Origin of the sequence: Cryobacterium sp. TMT2-4 (assembly GCF_004402575.1) — a bacterium.
Classification (GTDB): domain Bacteria; phylum Actinomycetota; class Actinomycetes; order Actinomycetales; family Microbacteriaceae; genus Cryobacterium; species Cryobacterium sandaracinum.
This window is the reverse complement of sequence record NZ_SOGE01000038.1, coordinates 119,612-140,047: the sequence shown is the minus strand read 5'-3', so window position 1 is coordinate 140,047 and position 20,436 is coordinate 119,612. Positions and strand designations below refer to the sequence as shown.

The following is a 20,436-nucleotide window of genomic DNA, read 5'->3' as shown; positions in this document are numbered from 1 at the left end:
GGGTTCGGGCGATTCGGGGTCGATCAGTCCGTAGGGAGGTTGGGGACGGCACGGCTGAGACCGGCGGACACATGCCCGGCAGCCTGAACCAGCAGCGGGCCGTAGCGACGGATGTCCGCGGTCTCCACCCGGTAGCTCGGGATGACCAGGCTCAGGGCGGCGATTGTTCTGGCCTCCGAACGGATCGGCGCGGCCAGGGCCGTGACATCCGTTTCGACGCCGCGTTCGACGACCACGTAGCCGGTCTCCGGGGTATGCCCGGTGAGCACCTGCCCGGCCGCGGAGCGTTCGAGCGGCACGGTGCGGCCGACCCAGCTCGTGTGCCGCACCGAGTGGGTGCCCTCGACGATGGCGATGTAGAGCCCGGTGGCGTTGTGGCCCACGACGCTGAGGTAGACGGACTCGCCGGTCTCGGCGACGAGCCGCTCCATGGCCGGGCGGGAGAGGGTGACCAGCGACTCGCTGCTGAGCGACTGCGCGCCGAGCTGGATGATGCGGCTGCCCGGCAGGTAGGCGCCGTCGTCGGTCTTGTGCACGAAGCCGCGGGTCTCGAGCGTGCGCAGCAGGCGCAGGGCGGTGCTCGGTGCGAGGGCGACGGCGCGTGAGCTCTCCGAGAGCGTGAGCCCGTCGGCGTCGCAGATCACGGCGAGCAGGTCGAGGGCTCGTTCCACGGTTCGGGTGGACGACTCGGCCATGGGTGCTCTCCCGGTTCTCGTGCGGATGCTGATGTCATCCAGTAAAACTCAAGTGCCACTCTATGGCAAGAAGCGGATGGGGGACCCGTTCCCATTCACCGGGTCCAGGGCATGACCCCGAACACCGCCCACGTCCTCGCCGACTCCTCCACCTCTCGCGAACTTGTCTACGCCGCGGCGGGGAGTCGACGAGGGATGCTGCTCAGCCGGTGGGGTCAGTGACCTCCGCCGAGGTTGCCGGCGAGGCGGGCGTGGATATTGGTGCTGGCATCGTTCATACCGACGATCACGGCGCGTTTGCCGAGACGTTCATATTTGTTCGTGATGGAGTCGAGGGCTGCGACGGTGGAGGCGTCCCAGATGTGGGAGGCGGCCATGTCGATGACGATGCGGTCCGGGTCTTCTGCGTACTCGAACTGGGTGGTGAGGTCGTTGCTTGACGCGAAAAAGAGCGCGCCGGTCACGGTGTAGTACGCAGTCGGGACAGACTCATCATTGGACAAGCTGCGTTCAACGTCTACGAGGTGCGCCACCCGGCGGGCGAAGGCGACCATTGCCACGAGAACCCCGACGACTACGCCGATGGCGAGGTTGTGGGTAATTACGACCACGGCGACTGTGGCGACCATGACCGTAGTTTCGCTTTTTGGCATCCTCTGAAGTGTGGACAGACGGATGCTGTGCCAGTCGAAGGTCAGCACCGAGACGATGATCATCACGGCCACCAGGGCGGCCATGGGGATGATGGCGACGACATCGCCGAGAGCGACGACCAGGATCAGCAGGAATACGCCGGCAAGGAACGTGGAGATGCGGGTTCGGGCGCCGGAGGCCTTCACATTGATCATGGTCTGGCCGATCATGGCGCACCCGCCCATGCCGCCGAAGAAGCCGGAGAGCATGTTGGAGACGCCTTGACCCCAGGTTTCGCGGGTCTTGTGGGAGTGGGTGTCGGTGACCTCGTCGACGAGTTTGGCCGTCATTAGGGACTCGAGGATGCCGACCATGGCCATGGCCAGCGCGTAGGGGGCGATGATCGTGAGCGTCTCTGCGTTGAGGGGAACGTTTGGGATGAAGAGTTCGGGGAGGCTCTTGGGCAGTTCGCCCTGGTCGCCGACGGTGGGCACGTTGATTGCGATGGTGACGGTTGCGATGGTCAGCACCACGATGGCGACCAACGGGGCGGGGATAATCTTGGTGAACCGGGGCATGACGACCATGATGATGATCCCGATCGCCACCAGCGGGTACACCATGAACGGCACCCCGAGCAAATGCGGCAACTGTGCGATGAAGATGAGGATGGCCAAGGAGTTCACGAATCCGACCATGACGCTGCGCGGGATGAAACGCATGAGCTTGGCCACGCCCAGCACGCCCAGGATCACCTGCAGGAGCCCGGCCAGGATGACCGTGGCGATGAAATAATCCATGCCGTACTCGCGTGCTACCGGGGCGATCACTAGGGCGATGGCTCCCGTTGCGGCGGTGATCATCGCGGGGCGGCCGCCGAGGAACGCAATGGATACGGCCATCACGAAGGACGAAAACAGTCCAACCCGTGGGTCGACGCCAGCGATGATGGAGAACGAGATCGCTTCCGGGATCAGCGCCATCGCGACGACGAGGCCGGCGAGAGCTTCTCGGGTGAGGAGCCGCGGAGTTCGAAGTGCTGTCATCACTGATGGCTCGGCTTTGTAACGGTCGGGCGTGGGGGATTTTTGAGCGAGTGCCATGGGGCCTCCAGGGACGGGGCTCGCGGTGGCGGGCCAGAATAGGGCGAAGGGGAAGGGGAAGGGGAAGGGGTGCGCCCGGTGCGCACAATCATCCGCCGATACGGCGAGGATGGATGGTGGGCTGTCACACAATGTCAGCCGACGATCACAACTCTACCCTAACGTTAGGGTTATGTTCGAGTCCACGCATGAGAGGTCCCGCCATGTCACCGACTGAGCCAACGGCAACTATGCATATCGGCGAACTGGCCGAACGCACCGGACTGTCATTGCGAACCATCCGCCACTACGACGAAATCGGTTTGCTCAGGGCCTCAGGCCGGACTGATGGCGGCTTCCGTCTCTACACGGACGAAGATCTGGCCCGGTTGATCCTGATCCGGCGCATGAAGCCGCTGGGCTTCTCGCTTGAAGAAATGATGTCGCTCCTCAAGACCATCGACACACTGGATGGCGCCATCGAGGGCGCCGACATTGCCGCCGTGAGGTCAGACTTGGAGTCCTTCATCGCACAGGCCGAGGAGCGGCGCCAGGGGCTGCGGGATCAGCTCGCAATGGCCGACGAATTCCTTGCTCTCCTGCGCCAGCAGTGAGCTAGTGCCCTGCGGTGGACTCAGGTGGCTGAAGGTTTAGAACAGCTCACTTCCGCGAATTCATGGGACTCTGAGTAGTGTGACTTGCTGTCGCCCTGACGACCGCCGCTCGACCGAAAACGGCATCGCTGACGGTGACGACAGCTTTTTCGAAGAATGTCCTTGCCGTCGAATCCGCTGCAACATTTGAAGCCCGCGGACTCGGCAAGGCCGTGTTGTCCGTGAGCCTAAGCGTCTCTGACGACGAGCGGCTCAATGAAGTGCCGGGCGAGTGAGCCCCGCCGATCGAGATCGATGCCCCTCTGGCGCTGGAGCCGGGCACACTCACGATCCCGTTCGACACGGCGGACCTGGCCAGGCATTGTTCTGTCCGGGCGCGAGGTGGAAGCTGACACGTTGTCTTCATGGGTACGGGAACAGTTAGCCGCATTGGTCTGAACTCAGGTGGGACACCATGAGCGCCAGCCGCGTGCGCAGCGTCATCTACGGCGAAGCGTTGAAAGCTTTCCTCTATCGGCGCGAGGTCCCAGTCAAGCAACTCTCCGAACTCGTGCGGACGGCTCTGGCTGTCTGAAGAATTCAGCTGCGCGAGTCCGAGCGTTCGATCAGTCGACGTTGCCTGAACGAGCAGCCACACCCACGCCGAAACCCACGGCCTTGACCCAGCCAGTGTGCTGCGGGACTCGTGGAACGAACGAGAACGCGGCACCGCCGACGACGTCGGCCCCGTCTTCTCCCGCCGAATGGAACGACGTATCGAAACGGCCCCCGCCAACCAGGCGCCAGCAGTGGCCGGGCGTCCGCCGCAGTCGACGTGTTCCGCGACCGGTACGATATGGACCCGGCACAGACCGAGGCCATTCCCGCGGCGTACCGTGAGCGCGCGGTTGGTGCCGAACTCGCGGCGCGCGTAGCTACCCTGCAGAAGAAGCAGGCTCAGAGCACCCCGCCGAACGCTCGCGAAACCGGCCGGCATAGGCCGGACACCGCACTCGACGTGATGCGCGCCGCGAACCGGATTACGGCAGGTAAGCAGCGTAAAGCGCAACGCGCCGCCGGCCTCACCGTAATGCCGCGGCAGGCCACGCGCGGAGACCAGACGACACATTCCGATGACCAGCGTACCCGCGATGACGGCCGCGAACGGTAGAAAATCCGACGCCTCAATGCCGTCGAGCAAGGAAGTCCCGAGCCTCATTTGATCGATTTTCGAAACGACGCGAATTTGAAACTGCTGATCCTTGAGCACCCGGGCGATCGGGCAATCGCGCGACTTTCAGACCGCCCCGCGGTCCGTTCGGAGACATCCCGACCGAGAGCACCCGCCGACAGGAGTGGGTGCGCCTTGCCGCCGAAGTCGACGTGTTCCGTGACCGGTACAAGGGTGAACCGACCCAAACCCAGGCCATCCCTGATGGCGTACCATGAGCGCAGCGTTGGCGCGGAGCTCGCGGTACGAGTGGCGGACCTGCAAGAGAAGCAGGCTCAGAGCGCGCCGCCGAGCAAGTGCGGGGCCGGCCAGCAGATGCCGGCTACCGCGCTCGACGAGGTGCGCGATGCGCGCTGCCGGCCTGACCGTAAAGGCCCGCCCGGCTACCCGCGGCGACGAGTCGAAATCGACCGACGACCCTCGTACCCGTGCCGCCGGCCTCGAACGGTAAGACCGGCGAAACCTCCGCCAAGCTGAGGCGGGAGTCCCGTGTTCGCCCCGGAGCTACAGTCCTTGCGCCAGCCGGTAGTATGCCTGGTTCCATCGCACCTCACGGCCGAAGTCACGCAGTGTCGTGGACTGGTCGATCAGGAGGAGTTCGGTGTGAGCCATCTCGGCGTAGTCCTGGAAGACCTCGATGCCGACGGCAGTCGACATGACCGTGTGGTGGGCGGCGCCGGCGGTGAGCCAGGCGGCGGCGGAGGTGGCGAAGTCGGGCGCGGGGCGCCAGACGGCGCGGCCGACCGGGAGCTTCGGGAGTGCCTCGGTGGGCTCGACGACCTCGACCACGTTGGCGATGAGTCGGAACCGCTCGCGCATGTCACTCATCGCGACCACGACGGCGGGGCCGGGGGCGGCGTTGAAGACCAGGCGCACGGGGTCTTCGCGGTCGCCGATTCCGAGCGGGTGGATTTCGAGTGTGGGCTTCTCGGTTGAGAGCGCCGGGTTTACTTCGAGCATGTGGGCACCGAGGATCAGTTCGTCCCCGGGGGTGAGGTCATAGGTGTAGTCCTCCATCAGGCTCGCACCGCCGGGCAGGCCGGCGCCCATCACGTTGGCCACGCGCACGAGGATGGCCGTCTTCCAGTCGCCCTCCCCGGCGAAGCCGTAGCCCTGTTCCATCAGCCGCTGCACGGCGAGGCCCGGCAGCTGGCGGAGCGCGCCGAGGTCTTCGAAGCTAGTGGTAAAGGCGCTGAAGCCGCCGGCCTCGAGGAAGGACTTGAGTCCGATCTCGATCGCGGCACCGTATCGGAGCGACTCGTGGCGTTCGCCGCCCACGCGCAATTCGGGGGCCACGTCGTAGAGGTCTTCGTACTCCGCGACCAGAGCGGTGATCTCGGCATCCGTCGCCGCGTGCACGGCCTCGGCGAGTTCGTTGACCGGCCAGGTGTTCACCTGCACCCCGAAGCGCAGTTCGGCCTCGGTCTTGTCGCCCTCGGTGACGGCGACGTAGCGCATGTTGTCGCCGAAGCGGGCGAGCTTCATGCTGCGGGACGCGGCCCAACCGGCGGCCGCGCGGGTCCAGGTGCCGATCTGGTTTGTCACGGCCGGGTTGGAGACGTGGCCGACGACAGTCTTGCGGGACACGCCGAGACGGGTCTGGATGTAGCCGAACTCACGGTCGCCGTGCGCGGCCTGGTTGAGGTTCATGAAGTCGAAGTCGATCTCGCTCCAGGGCAGTTCGACGTTGGCCTGGGTGTGCAGGTGCAGCAGCGGCTTGGTCAGGGCGTCGAGCCCGGAGATCCACATCTTCGCGGGTGAGAAGGTGTGCATCCACGCGATCAGGCCGATCACCCGGTCATCCGAGTTCGCGTCGAGCGCCGCGCGGCGAATCGAGTCCGAGTCGGTGAGCACGGGCTTCCAGACGATTTTCACCGGGATGTCGCTGCTTGCGCCGAACGCGTCGGCGATGGTCCTGGACTGCTCGGCGACCTGACGCAGGGTCTCCTGGCCGTAGAGGTTCTGGCTTCCGGTGAGGAACCAGACTTCGTAGTGATCGAGGGTGGTGGTGAGTGTTGGCATTAGCGCAGTGCTCCTTGCGGTGCTTGTCCGTAGACGTTCTGATAGCGGTTGAAGAGGGAGTCGATCGCGGCTTGCGGGATCGGGATGAGGTCTCCGCCCTGGCGGGCGAGGTGCACGGTGCGGGCGACGTCCTCGACCATCACGGCGGCCTTGACGGCGTCGCGGGCGTCCTTGCCGATCGTGAACGGGCCGTGGTTCTGCATCAGCACCGCGCGGGACCGGTGGCCGGTGAGGGCGTCGACGATGCCGCGGCCGATGGTGTCGTCACCGATGATAGCGAACCGGCCGACGGGCACGGGGCCGCCGAATTCGTCGGCCATCGCCGTGATCACGCACGGGATCTCTTCCCCGCGGGCGGCCCATGCTGTGGCGTAAGTGGAGTGCGTGTGCACGACTCCGCCCACCTCCGGCATGTTGCGATAGACGTAGGCGTGCGCGGCGGTGTCGCTCGATGGCGACCGGTCGGAACCGGGGGAGCCGGGAATGACGGCGCCCGCGAGGTCACACAGGATCATGTTCTCGGGCGTGAGGTCGGCGTAGTCGACGCCGCTGGGCTTGATCACGAAGAGGTCGGCGCCGGGCACCCGGCCGGAGACGTTGCCGCCGGTCCAGACCACGAGCCCGTAGCGGGCGAGCTCGCCGTGTAGGCGGGCGACGTCCTCACGGACACGAATGACAGCGGCGTCGACGGTGGGGCCGAAGCGGCTCATGCCGGCACCGCCGCCGAGTGCAGCGATGCACCCGCCTCACGCTTCAGCGCCTTCAGACGGTGCATCACGTCGTTCGCGCCCCGGCCGAAGTAGTCGTGCAGCAGCGTGTACTCGGCGAACAGTTTGTCGTAGGCCGTCGCCGACTCGTCGTTGGGTGTGTACACGTTCTTGTTGAGCTTGCCCATGGCCTGGCCGGCCGCGCGCACATCGGGGTACGCGCCGGCGGCGACCGCCGCGTGGATGGCCGAGCCGAGCGCGGGCCCCTGCTCGCTGTCGATCGTTGAGATCGGCATCCGCAGAATATTGCTGTAGGTCTGCATCAGGAAGGCATTCTTGAGTAGCCCGCCGGCCACGATGAACTCGGTCACCGGCACGCCGCTCGCGTTGAAGGTCTCGACGATCGTGCGCGCGCCGAATGCGGTGGCCTCGAGCAGGGCCCGGTATATCTCCTCGGGCCGGGTGGTGAGGGTCGTGCCCAGCACGAGGCCGGAGAGTTCATGGTCGACGAGCACTGAGCGGTTGCCGCTGTGCCAGTCGAGGGCGATCAGCCCGTGCCCGCCGACGGGCTGGTCCTTGATCAGCTCGGTGAGGTGCTGGTGCACGCTCAGGCCCGCCGCCTCCGCCGCGGCGAAGTAGCGGGCGGGGACCTGGTTGTTGACGTACCAGGCGAAGATGTCGCCCACGCCGGACTGCCCGGCCTCGTAGCCGTAGAGTCCGGAGACGATGCCGCCGTCGACGACCCCGCACATGCCGGGAACCTCCGCGAGCCGGTCCGAGTTCATCACGTGGCAGGTCGAGGTGCCCATGATGGCCACCATCTGGCCCGGCAGCACGGCCTGGGCGGCCGGGCCGGTGACGTGAGCGTCGACGTTGCCGACCGCCACGGCGATGCCCTCCGGCAGTCCGGTCCAGGCGGCGGCCTCCGCGGAAAGAGTGCCGGCGGATGCGCCCAACTGCCCGATCTCATGAGCCACCTTGTCGACGGCGAACCGCGCGAAGCCGGGATTGAGAGCGGCAAGGAAATCCTCGCCGGGGTAAGCGCCGTCCTGCAGGATGCCCTTGTAGCCGGCGGTGCAGGCGTTGCGCACATAGTGGCCGGTCAACTGCCAGACGATCCAGTCTGCCGCCTCGACCCAATGGTCCATCCGGGCGTAAAGTTCCGGGTCTTCCTCCAGCAGCTGGAGGCCCTTCGCGAACTCCCATTCGCTGGAAATCAGGCCACCATAGCGTGGCAGCCAACTCTCGCCGCGCTCGGCCGCGAGCTGGTTGATCCGGTCGGCCTGGGGCTGTGCCGCGTGGTGTCTCCATAGCTTGACGTAGGCGTGCGGGTGCCCGGCGTACTCCGGCAGCTCGTTCAGCGGGGTGCCGTCGGCGACGACGGGAACCATGGTGCAGGCGGTGAAGTCGGTGCCGATGCCGATGACGCGGGCCGGGTCGATGCCCGCGTTGGCGATGGCGGCCGGCACGGCGCTCTTCAGCACGGCGACGTAGTCCTGCGGAACCTGCAACGCCCACTCCGGCGGCAGCGTCGCGCCCGTGGCAGCAAGGGTGGTGTCCATGACTGCGTGGGGATAGTCGAGCACGGCCGAGCCGAGTTCGGCGCCGTCCGAGACCCTCACGACGACCGCCCGGCCGGAAAGGGTGCCGTAGTCAACACCTATGACGTAGGACTCGGCGCCGGTTGGTGTCTGCGCATCTGGTTGTGCTGCGGTCTCACTCATGAATCGACTCCCTTGCCGGCACGCGGATACAGAACGTCAACTTCGTCTGAGATTCACCGTCGATAACTGTTGGCGTTAGTCAATGTTAGCGCACTATCAAGTGCTGTCAATCGATGATGGGCGCCCTGTCAGGTTGACAAGTCTGCCATTGACGGTGCTGATATCCGCTCCCTTCAGGCCTTTATGACACCAGGCATGGTGCGCTAACATGTCTGAATCGGGGATTTTCTTTTCGGGAGGGGGTGCGCATGGGCAGGGAACCTCGACCGGGCGGCCGCAGCGTGCGCATGATCGACGTGGCGAAACTCGCCGGAGTGTCGCAACAGACTGTGTCTCGCGTCGTCAATGAACACAACAATGTCAGTCCGGACGTGCGCGAACGGGTCGAACGGGCCATCACGCAGTTGCGCTACAACCGCAATTCCGCCGCACGCGCCCTCGCCACGAACCGGTCCATGAACCTGGGCGTGGTCTCCTACTCCCTCCCGGTGCACGGTTCAGCCCTGGTCCTCTTCGGGATTGCCGAGGAGGCGCGGCGCAACGGCTACGCCACGAGCCTGGTGAGCATTCCCCAGGTCGATTCGGCCGACATTCGTGCCGCGCTGGACACGCTCGTCGCGGACGCGGTGGATGGGATCATCGTGCTCGCCCCCATGACGGCAGCCGTCGAGGTGCTGCGGGCTCTGGACCCCGACGTTGCGATCGTGCGGTTCGAACAGGGCTCACCGGCAAGCTCGACGGCCGTGTCGATGGACGATGTGCTCGGCGCGCGACTGGCAACCCGGCACCTGATCGGGCTGGGTCACGAAACCGTTTGGCACGTGGGAGGCCCACCCGGCTGGATGGCCTCGGAGGCGCGGCGTGCTGGGTGGCTGTCCGAACTCGCTGCGCACCACCGCACGGTCAATCCCGAGTTTCGTACCGACGACTGGACGGCCGATTCCGGCTACCGGGCAGGCTTGGAGATCGCCGATGATTCCTCTATCACCGCGGTTCTGGTGGCCAACGACTCGATGGCCCTCGGCGTGATCAAAGCGCTTTACGAGCGGGGCGTCCAGGTACCCGGCGATGTGAGCGTCGTCGGCTTCGACGACATGAGCGAGGCCCGCTACTTCCAGCCGAGCCTCACGACCGTCCGCCTCGACTTCAACGAGGTCGGCCGGCTGGCGGTTGAGCGGGTGCTTCGCCTGATGGGCGGCGAGCCCGCGGAGCTGATCCCCGTCATTCAACCCGAGCTGATGGTTCGGGGGAGCACTGCGACCCCGCACCCCTGACCTGACCGTGCGGGCGGTAGATGCAACGTTGTAAAATGTGGTCGGATGTCGACGCATTCGTCAATCGCACACTTAAGGAGTCCTCATGGCGGCAACGCTGCACGACGTTGCGAGGATCGCCGGGGTCTCTATCAAGACGGTCTCCAATGTCATCAACGACTACCCACACATCCGGCCGTCGACCAAGCAGCGCGTCGTTGAGGCGATTGCGGAACTCGACTATCAGCCCAACCTGTCGGCCCGCAGTTTGCGCTCCGGGCGCACGGGTGTGATCGGGCTCGCCGTGCCGGAGCTGTCGCTCAGCTACTTCGCGGAACTCGCGGACGCCGTGATCCGCTCCGCCGAGCGCCACCACATGACCGTGCTGATCGAACAGACCGGTGGCGACCGCCGACGGGAGATCGAGCTGCTCTCCAGCCCGCGCCGACAGATGACCGACGGCCTGCTCTTCAGCGCCCTCGGCATGGACAGCGACGACTCCGAGTACCTGCGGGTGGGCTATCCGCTCGTGCTGCTGGGTGAGCGCATCTTCGGTGGCCCGACGGATCACGTCACGATGCGCAACGTGGACGCCGCGAGGGCCGCGACCGAACACCTGATCAGTCAGGGGCGCCGGCGCATCGCCATTATTGGCGCGCACGAGGGGGAAATCATCGGATCGGCCGGTCTGCGTCTTCGGGGCTACCGCGAGGCACTTGAGGCTGCCGGCATCCCGTTCGACCCTGCCCTGGTCGGATATACGACGCTGTGGCACCGATCGAACGGCGCGTCCGCGATGCGCGACCTCCTCGCGTCGGGGGTGCGATTCGATGCCGTCTTCGGGCTCAACGACACCCTGACCCTCGGCGCCATGCGGGTGATGCAGGAGGCAGGTCTGCGCATCCCGGAGGATGTCTCGACGATTGGCTTCGACGACCTCGACGAGGCCCAGTACAGCCTGCCGACCCTCTCCACCGTCGATCCCGGCCGGGAGGAGATTGCCGAGACCGCCGTGCGAATCCTGCTCGAACGCATCGCGGAGACGAACCCGGCCGCCCCGCCCCGGGAGGTGCTGGCCGATTTCCGCGTGGTTGAACGTGAGTCCACGGTGTCCCTCACCGCTTGACCGCCTGTACTCGGAGAAATCTCGGCAATTCGCTTGACAGCAAGCCTCTGGACTCGCAATGATAAATTTACAACGTTTACCTACAACGTTGTAAATTTGCCAGCAACGGCCCGCGCCCCCCGCTGGTGTCTCGGATTGACCGCACCAACTCCTGCACCACTCAGCCGCCTCGCGCGCTGATCACAGTACGAACAACGGTGTTCCACCACCGTGAGAGGAAACCAAAAAACATGAAGGTCAAGTTCATGGCCGCGATCGCCGTCATCGCCGTCGCCGCCGCCGCACTCACCGGATGCTCCGCCGATGGCGCCGCATCGAAGTCGAAGCCGGAAGCCTCCTGCACGAACAAGATCGTGAATAAGGAAGCACCCCAGGTCACGGTCTGGGCCTGGTACCCCGCGTTCGAAGAGGTCGTAGACGTGTTCAACACCAGCCACGACGACGTGCAGGTCTGCTGGACGAACGCCGGCCAGGGCAACGATGAATACACCAAGTTCTCCACCTCGATCGAGTCGAAGTCCGGCGCCCCGGACGTCATCATGCTTGAGTCCGAGGTGCTCTCGAGTTTTACCATCCGCGATGCCCTCGTCGACCTCACGGAATACGGCGCCAACGACGTGAAGGACAAGTACACCGAGGGCTCCTGGAAGGACGCGTCGAGCGGCGACGCCGTCTATGCCATCCCGGTCGACGGCGGCCCGATGGGAATGCTCTACCGACAGGATCTTTTCGACCAGTACGGTATTCCCGTTCCCACCACCTGGGCCGAGTTCGCGACCGCGGCGCAGGCCCTCAAGACCGCCGGCTCCGATGGCGTGCTCGTCAACTTCCCCACCAACGGCCGGGCCTTCAACCAGGCTCTCTTCGCCCAGGCCGGATCTGTGCCGTTCACCTACGACTCGACTAGCCCGATCGACATTGGCATCGCCGTTGACGACCAGGGATCGAAGGACGTGCTGAACTACTGGAACGACCTCGTACAGAAGGGTCTTGTCACAACCGACGACGCCTTCACCGCCGACTACAACACCAGCCTGGTCGACGGCACCTACGCCGTCTACCTCGCCGCGGCGTGGGGACCCGGCTATCTGCAGGGGCTCTCCGACGCCGACACGGGGGCCGTCTGGCGCGTCGCCCCGCTGCCGCAGTGGGACACGGCCAACCCTGTGCAGGTCAACTGGGGTGGTTCGACCTTCGCCGTGACCAGCCAGGCCACGGACAAGGAGCTCGCCGCCCAGGTAGCCATCGAGATCTTCGGCACAGACGAGGCGTGGAAGATCGGCGTCGAAAAGGGCGCACTGTTCCCCTCCTACACGCCGATGCTCGACTCCGAATACTTCGTCAACCTTGAGTACCCGTTCTTCGGTGGACAGCAGATCAACAAGGAGGTCTTCCTGACTGCGGCTGCCGGCTACGGCGGCGCGACGTTCAGCCCGTTCCAGAATTACGCCTACGACCAGCTCACCGAGGAGCTTTACTCCATGGTGCAGGGCGAACAGGACGGTTCGCAGGCGCTCGACGACCTGCAGGCCACCCTCGTGAAGTACGCGGCCGAGCAGGGGTTCACGGTCGCCAAGTAAGGCGGCTCACACCGCACCCGCTGTCGGCCGGTCGCACTGGCTGGCCGACAGCATCCCTCAGCCCATCTGGGCTTCGCTTGGAAAAAGGATGAATTCATGGCACTCACGCCTGCGGCCACCAAGGCGGCCCCGCCGCTGCCGGTTCGGAAGCCGCGAAGAAACAGCATCGATCTGATGGACCGCAAGCGCCAACGCTGGGGCTGGCTGTTCGTAGCCCCGTTCGGTATCGTCTTCCTCACCTTCCTGGTGGCACCGCTCGCTTACGCGTTCTGGATGAGCCTGCACACGAGCACCCTAGCCACCGGCACGACCTTCACCTGGTTCGCGAACTACGTGAAAGCCTTCACCGACCCGATCTTCCTCGGCGGACTCGGACGGGTCGGCCAGTTCGCGCTGATTATGATCCCCGCCCAGATGATCGTCGCCCTCGTGGCTGCGCTCGTGCTCGACAACCTCTCCACCGCCCTGTCGAAGTTTTCCCGACTGATGATCTTCGTGCCCTACGCCATCCCCGTCGTGATCGGGGCGTTGATGTGGGGCTTCCTCTACAGCCCCCGTTTCGGACCGGCCACCGATATCTTCGGCCTCGTCGGCCTCGCCGCGCCCGACTTCCTGTCCCAGGGCAGCATCTTCGCGAGCCTCGTCAACATCGTCACCTGGCAGTGGGCCGGCTACTACATGATCATCATCTACGCAGCCCTCCGCGGTATCGACCCGGCGATCTACGAAGCCGCCCGGCTGGACGGCGCGAATGGCCGGCAGATCGCCCTCCGAGTCAAGGTGCCGATGATCTCCTCCTCGATGGTGATGGTGCTGATCTTCTCCCTGATCGGCACCCTCCAGTTCTTCACCGAACCGCAGGTGCTGCGCGCCGTCGCCCAGGGTGCCATTCCTGTCTCCTACACACCGAACATGTACGCGTACTCGCTTGCCTTCTCCTACAGCCAGTTCAACTACGCCGCGGCGATCTCGTTCGCGCTCGGCATCGTGGTCTTCATCGGTTCCTATCTCTTCCTCTTCCTCACCCGCAAGCAGAGCGGACTCAAATAATGGCGATTCTCACGCCCCGGAGGGATGCCGCCGTGCAGCCCAGCCAGGTCGACTCAGGCTCCCTCATACGCCGCCGTAACACCACGCGCGACGGTGGCAGACGGATTGGGTCGCACGTCCTGTTGCTCATCCTCGTGATCTACTTCATCACCCCGTTGTGGTGGCTCGCCGTGGCCGCGACCAAGGACACCGCTGGGCTCTTCAGTGGTACTGGTGGGCCGCTCTGGTTCGATCAGAACTTCAACCTGTGGAACAACATCGCGGGGCTGTTCGAACACCAGGGCGGCATCTACTGGCGCTGGTTGGGCAACTCATTCTTCTACGCGTTCACCGGCGGAATCGGCGCCACCATCCTCGCGGTGCTCGCCGGCTACGGCTTCGCGAAGTACCGGTTCCGCGGGCGCAACGCCTTCTTCTCGCTGCTGCTGGGCGCCGTGATGGTGCCCATGACGGCGCTTGTGATCCCGACCTTCGTGCTGCTGAGCAACTTCGGCCTGGTCAACACGATCTGGGCCGTCATCCTGCCCTCGCTGCTGAGTCCTTTCGGCGTCTACCTGATGAGGGTTTACACGCAGGATGCCATTCCGGATGAACTGCTCGACGCCGCCCGCGTTGACGGAGCCGGCGAACTGCGCACCTTCTTCCAGGTGGCGCTGCCGCTGCTGCGGCCCGCCATCGTCACGGTACTGCTGCTCTCGGTGGTCGGTACCTGGAATAACTTCTTCCTGCCGCTGGCCGTGCTCAGCGACCCAAACCTGTTGCCTGTGACTGTCGGACTCAACAACTGGCAGGCGCTGTCCAACGCCGGAGCCGGCGGCGAACAGGTCTGGAACCTGATCGTCACGGGGGCCTTCGTCTCGGTGCTCCCGCTCATCATCGCGTTCCTCTCCCTACAGAAGTACTGGCAGGGTGGCCTCTCGCTCGGCGCACTCAAGTAGGCGGCGGCCCGGGCCCCGGACATCCGTCATTCGCACTCTCCCACGTCTTGACCAGCACGAAGAAAGAAACACCATGTCTACCGCCAGCCTCACCCTCGACCCGCACTTCACGGTCGGAGCCATCAACCGCCGCCTGTTCGGATCGTTCGTCGAACACCTCGGCCGGTGCGTCTACGACGGCATCTATGAACCCGGGCACGCCTCGGCCGACGCGGAAGGATTCCGCGAAGACGTGATCGACCTCGTCAAGGAACTCGGCGTGTCGGCGATCCGCTACCCGGGCGGCAACTTCGTTTCCGGCTTCCGCTGGGAGGACAGCGTGGGCCCGCGGGCTGCGCGGCCGACCCGGCTCGACCTGGCCTGGCATTCCACCGAGACCAACCAGATCGGCCTGCATGAGTTCTCGTCGTGGCTGGAGAAGGTCGGCAGCGAGCTCATGCTCGCCGTCAACCTCGGTACCCGGGGTGTGGCGGAAGCGCTTGACCTGCTCGAATACGCCAACCTCGGCAACGGCACGGACCTCGCCGAACGTCGGATCGCCAACGGGAAGCGGGATGCTTTCGGCGTGAAGATGTGGTGCCTCGGTAACGAGATGGACGGCCCGTGGCAGCTCGGCCACCGCTCGGCCGACGACTACGGCAAGATCGCCTCCCGCGCCGCGAAGGGGATGCGCCAGCTCGACCCATCGGTCGAACTGGTGGTCTGCGGCTCCTCAAGCGCGCAGATGCCGACCTTCGGCGAGTGGGAACGCGTTGTGCTCGGCCACACCTATGACGACGTCGATTACATCTCTTGCCACGCCTACTACGAGGAGAAGAACGGCGACCTCGACTCCTTCCTGGCCTCCGGCGTCAACATGGACCGTTTCATCGAATCGGTCGTCGCGACCGCCGACCACGTGAAGGCCGTTCGGGGGAGCGACAAGACCATCAACATCTCCTTCGACGAGTGGAACGTCTGGTATATCGACCGGTTCGAGGGCGTCGACAAGATCACCGGAATCGACAATTGGCCGGTCGCGCCGCGCCTGCTAGAGGACTCCTACACGGTGGCGGATGCCGTGGTGTTCGGCAGCCTGCTGATCTCACTGCTCAAGCATGCCGACCGCGTGACGAGCGCGTCGCTCGCGCAGCTCGTCAACGTGATCGCTCCGATCATGACCGAGCCGAACGGGCCGGCCTGGCGGCAGACGACCTTCTTCCCGTTCGCGGTCACCTCGCGGCTCGCCACAGGGGTCGCCCTCGAGGTCAAGCTCGAGACAGAGCACTACGACACCGAGGTATACGGCACCGTGCCGCTCGTCGACGCGGTCGCGACCCACGACGCGGCGACCGGGGGGACATCCGTGTTCCTGGTGAACCGTTCGCAGATGGAGGACGCGACGATCACGATCGATGTCGCCGCGCTCGGGCCCGTGGGCATCGTCGAGGTGCAGACCCTAAGCGACACGGATGTCTACGCCGCGAACACGCTCGAGGCCCGCGACCGCGTCGGCCTGGCCACCAACGCGTCGGCGCTGTGCGCGAACGGAGTGGTCACGCTCACTCTTCCGCCGGTCTCCTGGACGGCCCTCGAACTGCGGGCGGAGTGACCGAGTCGTCATGAGCGAAGAGGGTGTGATGGCTGCGGCGCCTTCAGGGGCCCAGTACGAAATCACCGGCCACGGCTACCGTGCCGTCGTGACGGGGACCGGAGCCACCCTGCGAGTGCTGCAGTATGACTCACGGGACCTGATCGTCAGCTTTGCGGAGGATCAGCCGATGGTGAACTTCCGCGGGGTGCTCGCCGCGCCCTGGCCCAACCGGATCGCCGACGGGCGGTACCACCTCGACGGGGTGACCCAACAGCTGCCGATCAACGAGCCCTCGCGCGAGTGCGCCCTGCACGGGCTCGTCTACGACCGTGCCTGGCGACTAGTGCACCACAGTGACAGCGAGGTGGTGCTGGGCCTCCGGCTACCCGTCGACGACGGCTACCCGTTCCAGCTCGACCTCCTAGCCCGCTACTGGCTCTCACCGGTTGGGCTCACGACGTCAATCGAGGCCACGAACGCCGGCACCGGCACGGCTCCATACGGAGTCTGCCCGCACCCCTACCTGCGCGCAGGCGACTCGCCGCTGCACACCTGGCAGCTCAGCCTTCCAGCCGAGCGATACTTGCGGGTCACACCCGACCGGTTGTTGCCCGACGGCCTCGCCGACGTCGTCGACGGCCCGTTCGACTTCCGCCAGCCGTGCCCGATCGGCTCTGTGCAGATCGACCACGCCTTCACCGGGCTCGTGCGCGACTCCGACGGCGTTGCCACCGTCGAGCTGCGCGATACCGACGGCAGCGGCGTGGCCATGAGTTGGGGAACGGACTGCCCCTGGCTACAGATCCACACCGCGGACTTGCCGACGCCGGGGATGAACCGGCTCGGCCTGGCCGTCGAGCCGATGACCTGCGCGCCGGACGCCTTCAATTCCGGGACCGACCTCATCTGGCTGTCGCCGGGCGCGTCCCACCGGGCGAGCTGGGTCATCGCCGCCCTGGCGTAGCGGCGGTTGGCAGGGAGGATACCCAAGGACCGACGCTGAACACTGCTGCGGCACTGCGCGCCACCTTAACCGGTTTCACGTCCGGAGCACAATCTTGACGACAATCCCCGAGTCCAAGGAGTTATGACATGACAACTACCCCCGCACAGCAACTGTGCGACGCCGGCGTTTCCATCTGACTGGACGATCTCTCCCGCGGCCGCCTCCGGACCGGCAGCCTCCGGAAGCTGATTGAGCAGAAAACCGTTACCGGTGTCACCACCAACCCCAGCATCTTCCATGCCGCCATCACATCGGGTACGGAATATGACGCGGCTATCTCGCAGAAGGCAGCAACTGGCACCAGCGTCGAGGACACCGTCTTCGAGCTCAGCACGGAAGCCGTTGCCAACGCCTGCGACGTCTTCCCCACCATTTATGATTCGACGCATGGGGTCGACGGCCGGGTGTCCATAGAGGCCGAACCCGACCTCGCGAGCTGCAAATACGCGAGCCGGGGAGTCCGAACGAAAAAGCCCCGGCATGTATCGCCAAGGACAGACGAGCATGAGTACCGGGGCTAATCGTTGGAGTGGGAGGACTCCGAGCCATAACGGCACCCGCGTGTCGCCCGTTGATCATTCCGCCGCGCCTAGTGACGGTAAGTTCGTGGCTTGGTCGCGGGTTTCGCACCGGTCAGCTCCGGCGGACCCACTGTTGTTGTGATGGGTCCCAGGCCCCGTCCTCGATTTCGGCGCTCAGGGCTGGCAGCAGCATCGCGTCGACCAGGGAGAGCGCATCTTCATGGTCGAGGAAGTCGCTCTGGCCCTGACCCCGTCGAGTGGACACCTCACAAGAGAGAATGTTCACTTTGGCAAGATCACGTCGGGACTTCACCCCTGAGTACAAAGACGAGGCCGTGAAGCTGGTTTTAACCACCGGCAGGGCTGTCGCAACTGTCGCCCGCGAGCTCGGAGTCAACGAGGCCACTCTGGGCCGCTGGGTGAGCGCGTTCAAGGCTCGGAACGAGACTGGGCAGACCGAGGTGACGGGGTTTGAACGAGCCGAGTTGCTGCGGCTACGCAAGGAAAACGCGGACCTGAAGATGGACAGGGCGTTCTTGAAAAAAGCGTCCATCTTCTTCGCCCAGGAAGCATCGGATACGAGCGTCTTGCGTTCGAACTGATGCTGGCGGAGAAGACCAACTTCACCATCACCCGCATGGTCCGCCTCCTCGAGATCTCCCGCTGGGGCTACTACGCCTGGATCGGCGGAGCGCCGTCGCCGGCGTCGATGCGCCGGGTGCACATCGAGCAGAAAGTCTCCTTCTTCCACGGCGATTCCGACGAGGTCTACGGCGCCCCCGGGATCCTGGCCGATCTACGTGCGGACGGGGAGATCATCTCCCGCAAAACCGTCGCCGCGACCATGCGCCGCCTGGGATTGGCGGGCATCTGTCCGAAGAAGTGGAAGACGACCACCATCATCGACGCTCACAGCCGCCGCGTCATCGGGTGGGCCATCGCGGACCACATGCACACCGACCTCATCCAGGATGCCTCACGATGGCCATGGTTCCGTGCGGGGACCGCCCGGCGACGGTGATCGTCCACTCGGACCGTGGCACCCAGGGCGTCGGAACAGATCATTCTCTTCGCGGCCAAGAATGGCATCACCCGGTCGATGGGATACACCGGGATCTGCTGCGACAACGCCATGGCCGAGAGCTTCTTCGCGACCCTGAAAACCGAGTTCTACTACCGCCGGGTTTGGCCCACCCGAGCCCGCGCGATCCGCGGCGACGCGGACTGGATCGAGGACCGCTACCGCCGGCACTCCTCGATCGGGCACGTCACGCCAATGGACTTCGAAATGCAATACTCGTCACAGGCCGCAGAGATCCAACTCGCCGCTCAACCCGTGTCCACTCTCCGGGGTCAAGGCCATGTGTGGCTCGACCCTACTTCGTGAAAGTTGAGATCACACGCAAAGCCTGAACGACCCTTGTTGCCGCGCATCATCACCGCAATGATGGATTTATGGCAGATAAGCAGAACGATGTCGATGAGATCTGGGATGACTGGAAAGACGCGGTCACGATGACCGCCAGTGAGATCAAATCGTGGCTCGACACGGACGAATCCAAGGAGGTCGGACAAAAAATCGATGGCAGCGGAGAGTCCATCGGGCACAAGTCCGGTCGCAGGATCGTGACAATTCTTGGAACGAAGAAAGCCGATCTGACTGCGTCCGATGTCGAACACATGCATAAGGTGGTCAGCTACGTGAAGCGGCACAGGGCACAGGGACCGGATTCTGATATCGAGCACTCACGATGGCGATACTCGCTGATGAACTGGGGAAATGATCCACTGAAGAAGGTATGACGTAATAGAAAGGTGCGGAGTTCACCAAGCGCGCCGCTGCAGGAGCGCCTGTTTCATCATGGGGCGGGTTCGGGAGGTGCGACGATTTCGGTGAATCCGGCTCGGTGGAACATGAAAACGGGGTTCCGACAAATCTCACAAGCAGCGTTTTGGCGCACCTGTATATAGGCGTGTTCAGCGCCGACGCAGCGTGGTTCGTCCTGTGCGTCGTGGCGTTTGGGACTGCCCCGCCGACGCAACGATCGCTGAAAAGGGTCTCGCACGAGCACCACCGCACCGATCCCCCGGAAGCTGGTCAACGTCCCCGCCTGGATCTCCTCCTCCCCGCGGCGCACTACGCTGCACCTGCCCGAGCACTGGCACTGTGAGAAACCCTGGACGGCCCTGTTCGACCAGAACTTCCGCCCACGACAACCCGCCTAATCGGACCAACCAACCAACCAGCCAGCATCGGCATCAACTGGAGTGCCAGGTATCACCCCGGGCCGCGAGACCCAGACCTCACCCGCACTTGAATCTCCCCAAGCCCGCCAAACCGAAATCAGGACTCGCTCAGGGGCACACCGGTGGATTGAGGCTAGGAGTCAGCGGCCCCCACGCCCGATAGACCTCAGAGCCGCGTTCACGCCGAGGGCTGTCCGGGCGCGGGCGCGGGGTGCAGGTGCTGCGTGTTCACGGGCTTCAAGTTCGACCACGTCTGCCTTCTATCGCATTTGCGCGGCGCAGATCCAACTTGTCACGCTTGCGGAGCTCCTGATCACAACGGCGCACGACGTAGAAAACCAAGCTGACGACCATCAAAACAACAACGATCACGGCGACGATCCACAACACATCGGCGGTATCCATTCGTGTTCCGCCCCTGGTAACGCAGGCGTTGGCGGTCTAGATGGCTTTCC

At 64.8% G+C, this 20,436-nt stretch carries 20 protein-coding genes and 1 pseudogene; 14 read left to right on the top strand and 7 right to left on the bottom strand.

The genetic code is table 11. The features are described from left to right. Positions 1-23 precede the first annotated feature (23 nt). Together E3O54_RS13825 and E3O54_RS13820 are read right to left on the bottom strand one after the other, a co-directional pair. Positions 24-695 carry an IclR family transcriptional regulator gene (locus E3O54_RS13825; RefSeq protein WP_134401828.1) on the bottom strand — a complete coding sequence of 224 codons (672 nt, stop codon included), beginning with the start codon at positions 693-695 and terminating at the stop codon, positions 24-26. Between the two features lie 215 nt (positions 696-910). Next, on the bottom strand, positions 911-2,431 hold the full coding sequence (locus E3O54_RS13820; protein ID WP_104102650.1) for a SulP family inorganic anion transporter: 1,521 nt from the start codon (positions 2,429-2,431) through the stop codon (positions 911-913). Between the two features lie 230 nt (positions 2,432-2,661). Here E3O54_RS13820 and E3O54_RS13815 point away from each other — a divergent pair, with 230 nt between their 5' ends. Continuing rightward, complete coding sequence (locus E3O54_RS13815; RefSeq protein ID WP_233191505.1) at positions 2,662-3,024, top strand: MerR family transcriptional regulator; 363 nt, start codon at positions 2,662-2,664, stop codon at positions 3,022-3,024. A gap of 814 nt (positions 3,025-3,838) precedes the next feature. Then, the gene (locus E3O54_RS13810; RefSeq protein WP_134401827.1) at positions 3,839-4,174 is read left to right on the top strand and encodes a hypothetical protein; all 336 of its coding nucleotides are present in this window, start codon (positions 3,839-3,841) and stop codon (positions 4,172-4,174) included. A 564-nt stretch (positions 4,175-4,738) separates the two neighbouring features. Here E3O54_RS13810 and araA read toward each other — a convergent pair. From araA to araB, 3 genes are read right to left on the bottom strand one after another with little or no spacing between them, the layout of a single operon-like run. Continuing rightward, the gene (gene araA, locus E3O54_RS13805; protein WP_134401826.1) at positions 4,739-6,256 is read right to left on the bottom strand and encodes an L-arabinose isomerase; all 1,518 of its coding nucleotides are present in this window, start codon (positions 6,254-6,256) and stop codon (positions 4,739-4,741) included. Then, positions 6,256-6,966 carry an L-ribulose-5-phosphate 4-epimerase gene (locus E3O54_RS13800; RefSeq protein WP_134401825.1) on the bottom strand — a complete coding sequence of 237 codons (711 nt, stop codon included), beginning with the start codon at positions 6,964-6,966 and terminating at the stop codon, positions 6,256-6,258. Before E3O54_RS13800 ends, araA begins: the two co-directional genes overlap by 1 nt. Further along, positions 6,963-8,687 carry a ribulokinase gene (araB, locus tag E3O54_RS13795; protein ID WP_134401824.1) on the bottom strand — a complete coding sequence of 575 codons (1,725 nt, stop codon included), beginning with the start codon at positions 8,685-8,687 and terminating at the stop codon, positions 6,963-6,965. Before araB ends, E3O54_RS13800 begins: the two co-directional genes overlap by 4 nt. Before the next feature lie 248 nt (positions 8,688-8,935). On the opposite strand from araB, the gene E3O54_RS13790 reads away from it, so the two are divergent. The 8 genes and pseudogenes from E3O54_RS13790 to E3O54_RS13755 all read left to right on the top strand — a co-directional run. Continuing rightward, positions 8,936-9,961: a LacI family DNA-binding transcriptional regulator gene (locus E3O54_RS13790; RefSeq protein WP_233191504.1), complete on the top strand. Its 1,026-nt coding sequence runs from the start codon at positions 8,936-8,938 to the stop codon at positions 9,959-9,961. Positions 9,962-10,046: 85 nt separating this feature from the next. Beyond that, the gene (locus E3O54_RS13785) at positions 10,047-11,066 is read left to right on the top strand and encodes a LacI family DNA-binding transcriptional regulator (RefSeq protein ID WP_104102633.1); all 1,020 of its coding nucleotides are present in this window, start codon (positions 10,047-10,049) and stop codon (positions 11,064-11,066) included. 230 nt (positions 11,067-11,296) lie between these two features. Further along, positions 11,297-12,646: an ABC transporter substrate-binding protein gene (locus E3O54_RS13780; RefSeq protein WP_134401823.1), complete on the top strand. Its 1,350-nt coding sequence runs from the start codon at positions 11,297-11,299 to the stop codon at positions 12,644-12,646. A 96-nt stretch (positions 12,647-12,742) separates the two neighbouring features. Further along, positions 12,743-13,696: a carbohydrate ABC transporter permease gene (locus tag E3O54_RS13775; protein WP_233191503.1), complete on the top strand. Its 954-nt coding sequence runs from the start codon at positions 12,743-12,745 to the stop codon at positions 13,694-13,696. Further along, positions 13,696-14,634 carry a carbohydrate ABC transporter permease gene (locus E3O54_RS13770; protein WP_104102628.1) on the top strand — a complete coding sequence of 313 codons (939 nt, stop codon included), beginning with the start codon at positions 13,696-13,698 and terminating at the stop codon, positions 14,632-14,634. Before E3O54_RS13775 ends, E3O54_RS13770 begins: the two co-directional genes overlap by 1 nt. A gap of 73 nt (positions 14,635-14,707) precedes the next feature. Then, the gene (locus E3O54_RS13765; protein ID WP_134401822.1) at positions 14,708-16,225 is read left to right on the top strand and encodes an alpha-N-arabinofuranosidase; all 1,518 of its coding nucleotides are present in this window, start codon (positions 14,708-14,710) and stop codon (positions 16,223-16,225) included. A 10-nt stretch (positions 16,226-16,235) separates the two neighbouring features. Further along, positions 16,236-17,171, top strand: a complete 936-nt coding sequence (locus E3O54_RS13760; RefSeq protein WP_241976907.1) for an aldose 1-epimerase family protein — start codon at positions 16,236-16,238, stop codon at positions 17,169-17,171. 179 nt (positions 17,172-17,350) lie between these two features. Continuing rightward, positions 17,351-17,647: pseudogene (locus E3O54_RS13755) on the top strand (transaldolase family protein); the annotation flags it as partial. 199 nt (positions 17,648-17,846) lie between these two features. Here the strand turns inward: E3O54_RS13755 and E3O54_RS16435 are convergent. Then, a complete protein-coding gene (locus E3O54_RS16435) occupies positions 17,847-17,999 on the bottom strand; it encodes a hypothetical protein (RefSeq protein ID WP_158250304.1) in 153 nt (50 codons plus the stop codon). A gap of 13 nt (positions 18,000-18,012) precedes the next feature. Between E3O54_RS16435 and E3O54_RS13750 the strand changes: the two genes are divergently transcribed. The 4 genes from E3O54_RS13750 to E3O54_RS13735 all read left to right on the top strand — a co-directional run bounded on the left by E3O54_RS13750 (position 18,013) and on the right by E3O54_RS13735 (position 19,537). Then, on the top strand, positions 18,013-18,336 hold the full coding sequence (locus tag E3O54_RS13750; RefSeq protein ID WP_134401821.1) for a transposase: 324 nt from the start codon (positions 18,013-18,015) through the stop codon (positions 18,334-18,336). Next, the gene (locus E3O54_RS13745; protein WP_134401820.1) at positions 18,336-18,755 is read left to right on the top strand and encodes an IS3 family transposase; all 420 of its coding nucleotides are present in this window, start codon (positions 18,336-18,338) and stop codon (positions 18,753-18,755) included. Before E3O54_RS13750 ends, E3O54_RS13745 begins: the two co-directional genes overlap by 1 nt. A 15-nt stretch (positions 18,756-18,770) precedes the next feature. After that, complete coding sequence (locus E3O54_RS13740; protein ID WP_134401819.1) at positions 18,771-19,121, top strand: integrase core domain-containing protein; 351 nt, start codon at positions 18,771-18,773, stop codon at positions 19,119-19,121. Positions 19,122-19,189: 68 nt separating this feature from the next. Continuing rightward, the gene (locus E3O54_RS13735) at positions 19,190-19,537 is read left to right on the top strand and encodes a DUF3140 domain-containing protein (protein ID WP_104102610.1); all 348 of its coding nucleotides are present in this window, start codon (positions 19,190-19,192) and stop codon (positions 19,535-19,537) included. Between the two features lie 681 nt (positions 19,538-20,218). Here the strand turns inward: E3O54_RS13735 and E3O54_RS16430 are convergent. Beyond that, a complete protein-coding gene (locus E3O54_RS16430) occupies positions 20,219-20,386 on the bottom strand; it encodes a hypothetical protein (protein ID WP_158250303.1) in 168 nt (55 codons plus the stop codon). Between the last annotated feature and the right edge of the window lie 50 nt (positions 20,387-20,436).

What these genes read in the sequence shown, in the direction of transcription:
- E3O54_RS13825 (WP_134401828.1), bottom strand. Translation starts at nt 695, where the DNA reads ATGGCCGAGTCGTCCACCCGAACCGTGGAACGAGCCCTCGACCTGCTC.
- E3O54_RS13785 (WP_104102633.1), top strand. Translation starts at nt 10,047, where the DNA reads ATGGCGGCAACGCTGCACGACGTTGCGAGGATCGCCGGGGTCTCTATC.
- E3O54_RS13765 (WP_134401822.1), top strand. Translation starts at nt 14,708, where the DNA reads ATGTCTACCGCCAGCCTCACCCTCGACCCGCACTTCACGGTCGGAGCC.
- E3O54_RS13800 (WP_134401825.1), bottom strand. Translation starts at nt 6,966, where the DNA reads ATGAGCCGCTTCGGCCCCACCGTCGACGCCGCTGTCATTCGTGTCCGT.
- E3O54_RS13780 (WP_134401823.1), top strand. Translation starts at nt 11,297, where the DNA reads ATGAAGGTCAAGTTCATGGCCGCGATCGCCGTCATCGCCGTCGCCGCC.
- E3O54_RS13760 (WP_241976907.1), top strand. Translation starts at nt 16,236, where the DNA reads ATGAGCGAAGAGGGTGTGATGGCTGCGGCGCCTTCAGGGGCCCAGTAC.
- E3O54_RS13790 (WP_233191504.1), top strand. Translation starts at nt 8,936, where the DNA reads ATGGGCAGGGAACCTCGACCGGGCGGCCGCAGCGTGCGCATGATCGAC.
- E3O54_RS16430 (WP_158250303.1), bottom strand. Translation starts at nt 20,386, where the DNA reads ATGGATACCGCCGATGTGTTGTGGATCGTCGCCGTGATCGTTGTTGTT.
- E3O54_RS13745 (WP_134401820.1), top strand. Translation starts at nt 18,336, where the DNA reads ATGCTGGCGGAGAAGACCAACTTCACCATCACCCGCATGGTCCGCCTC.
- E3O54_RS13775 (WP_233191503.1), top strand. Translation starts at nt 12,743, where the DNA reads ATGGCACTCACGCCTGCGGCCACCAAGGCGGCCCCGCCGCTGCCGGTT.
- E3O54_RS13815 (WP_233191505.1), top strand. Translation starts at nt 2,662, where the DNA reads ATGCATATCGGCGAACTGGCCGAACGCACCGGACTGTCATTGCGAACC.
- E3O54_RS13735 (WP_104102610.1), top strand. Translation starts at nt 19,190, where the DNA reads ATGGCAGATAAGCAGAACGATGTCGATGAGATCTGGGATGACTGGAAA.
- E3O54_RS13770 (WP_104102628.1), top strand. Translation starts at nt 13,696, where the DNA reads ATGGCGATTCTCACGCCCCGGAGGGATGCCGCCGTGCAGCCCAGCCAG.
- araA (WP_134401826.1), bottom strand. Translation starts at nt 6,256, where the DNA reads ATGCCAACACTCACCACCACCCTCGATCACTACGAAGTCTGGTTCCTC.
- araB (WP_134401824.1), bottom strand. Translation starts at nt 8,687, where the DNA reads ATGAGTGAGACCGCAGCACAACCAGATGCGCAGACACCAACCGGCGCC.
- E3O54_RS13820 (WP_104102650.1), bottom strand. Translation starts at nt 2,431, where the DNA reads ATGGCACTCGCTCAAAAATCCCCCACGCCCGACCGTTACAAAGCCGAG.
- E3O54_RS13750 (WP_134401821.1), top strand. Translation starts at nt 18,013, where the DNA reads ATGTTCACTTTGGCAAGATCACGTCGGGACTTCACCCCTGAGTACAAA.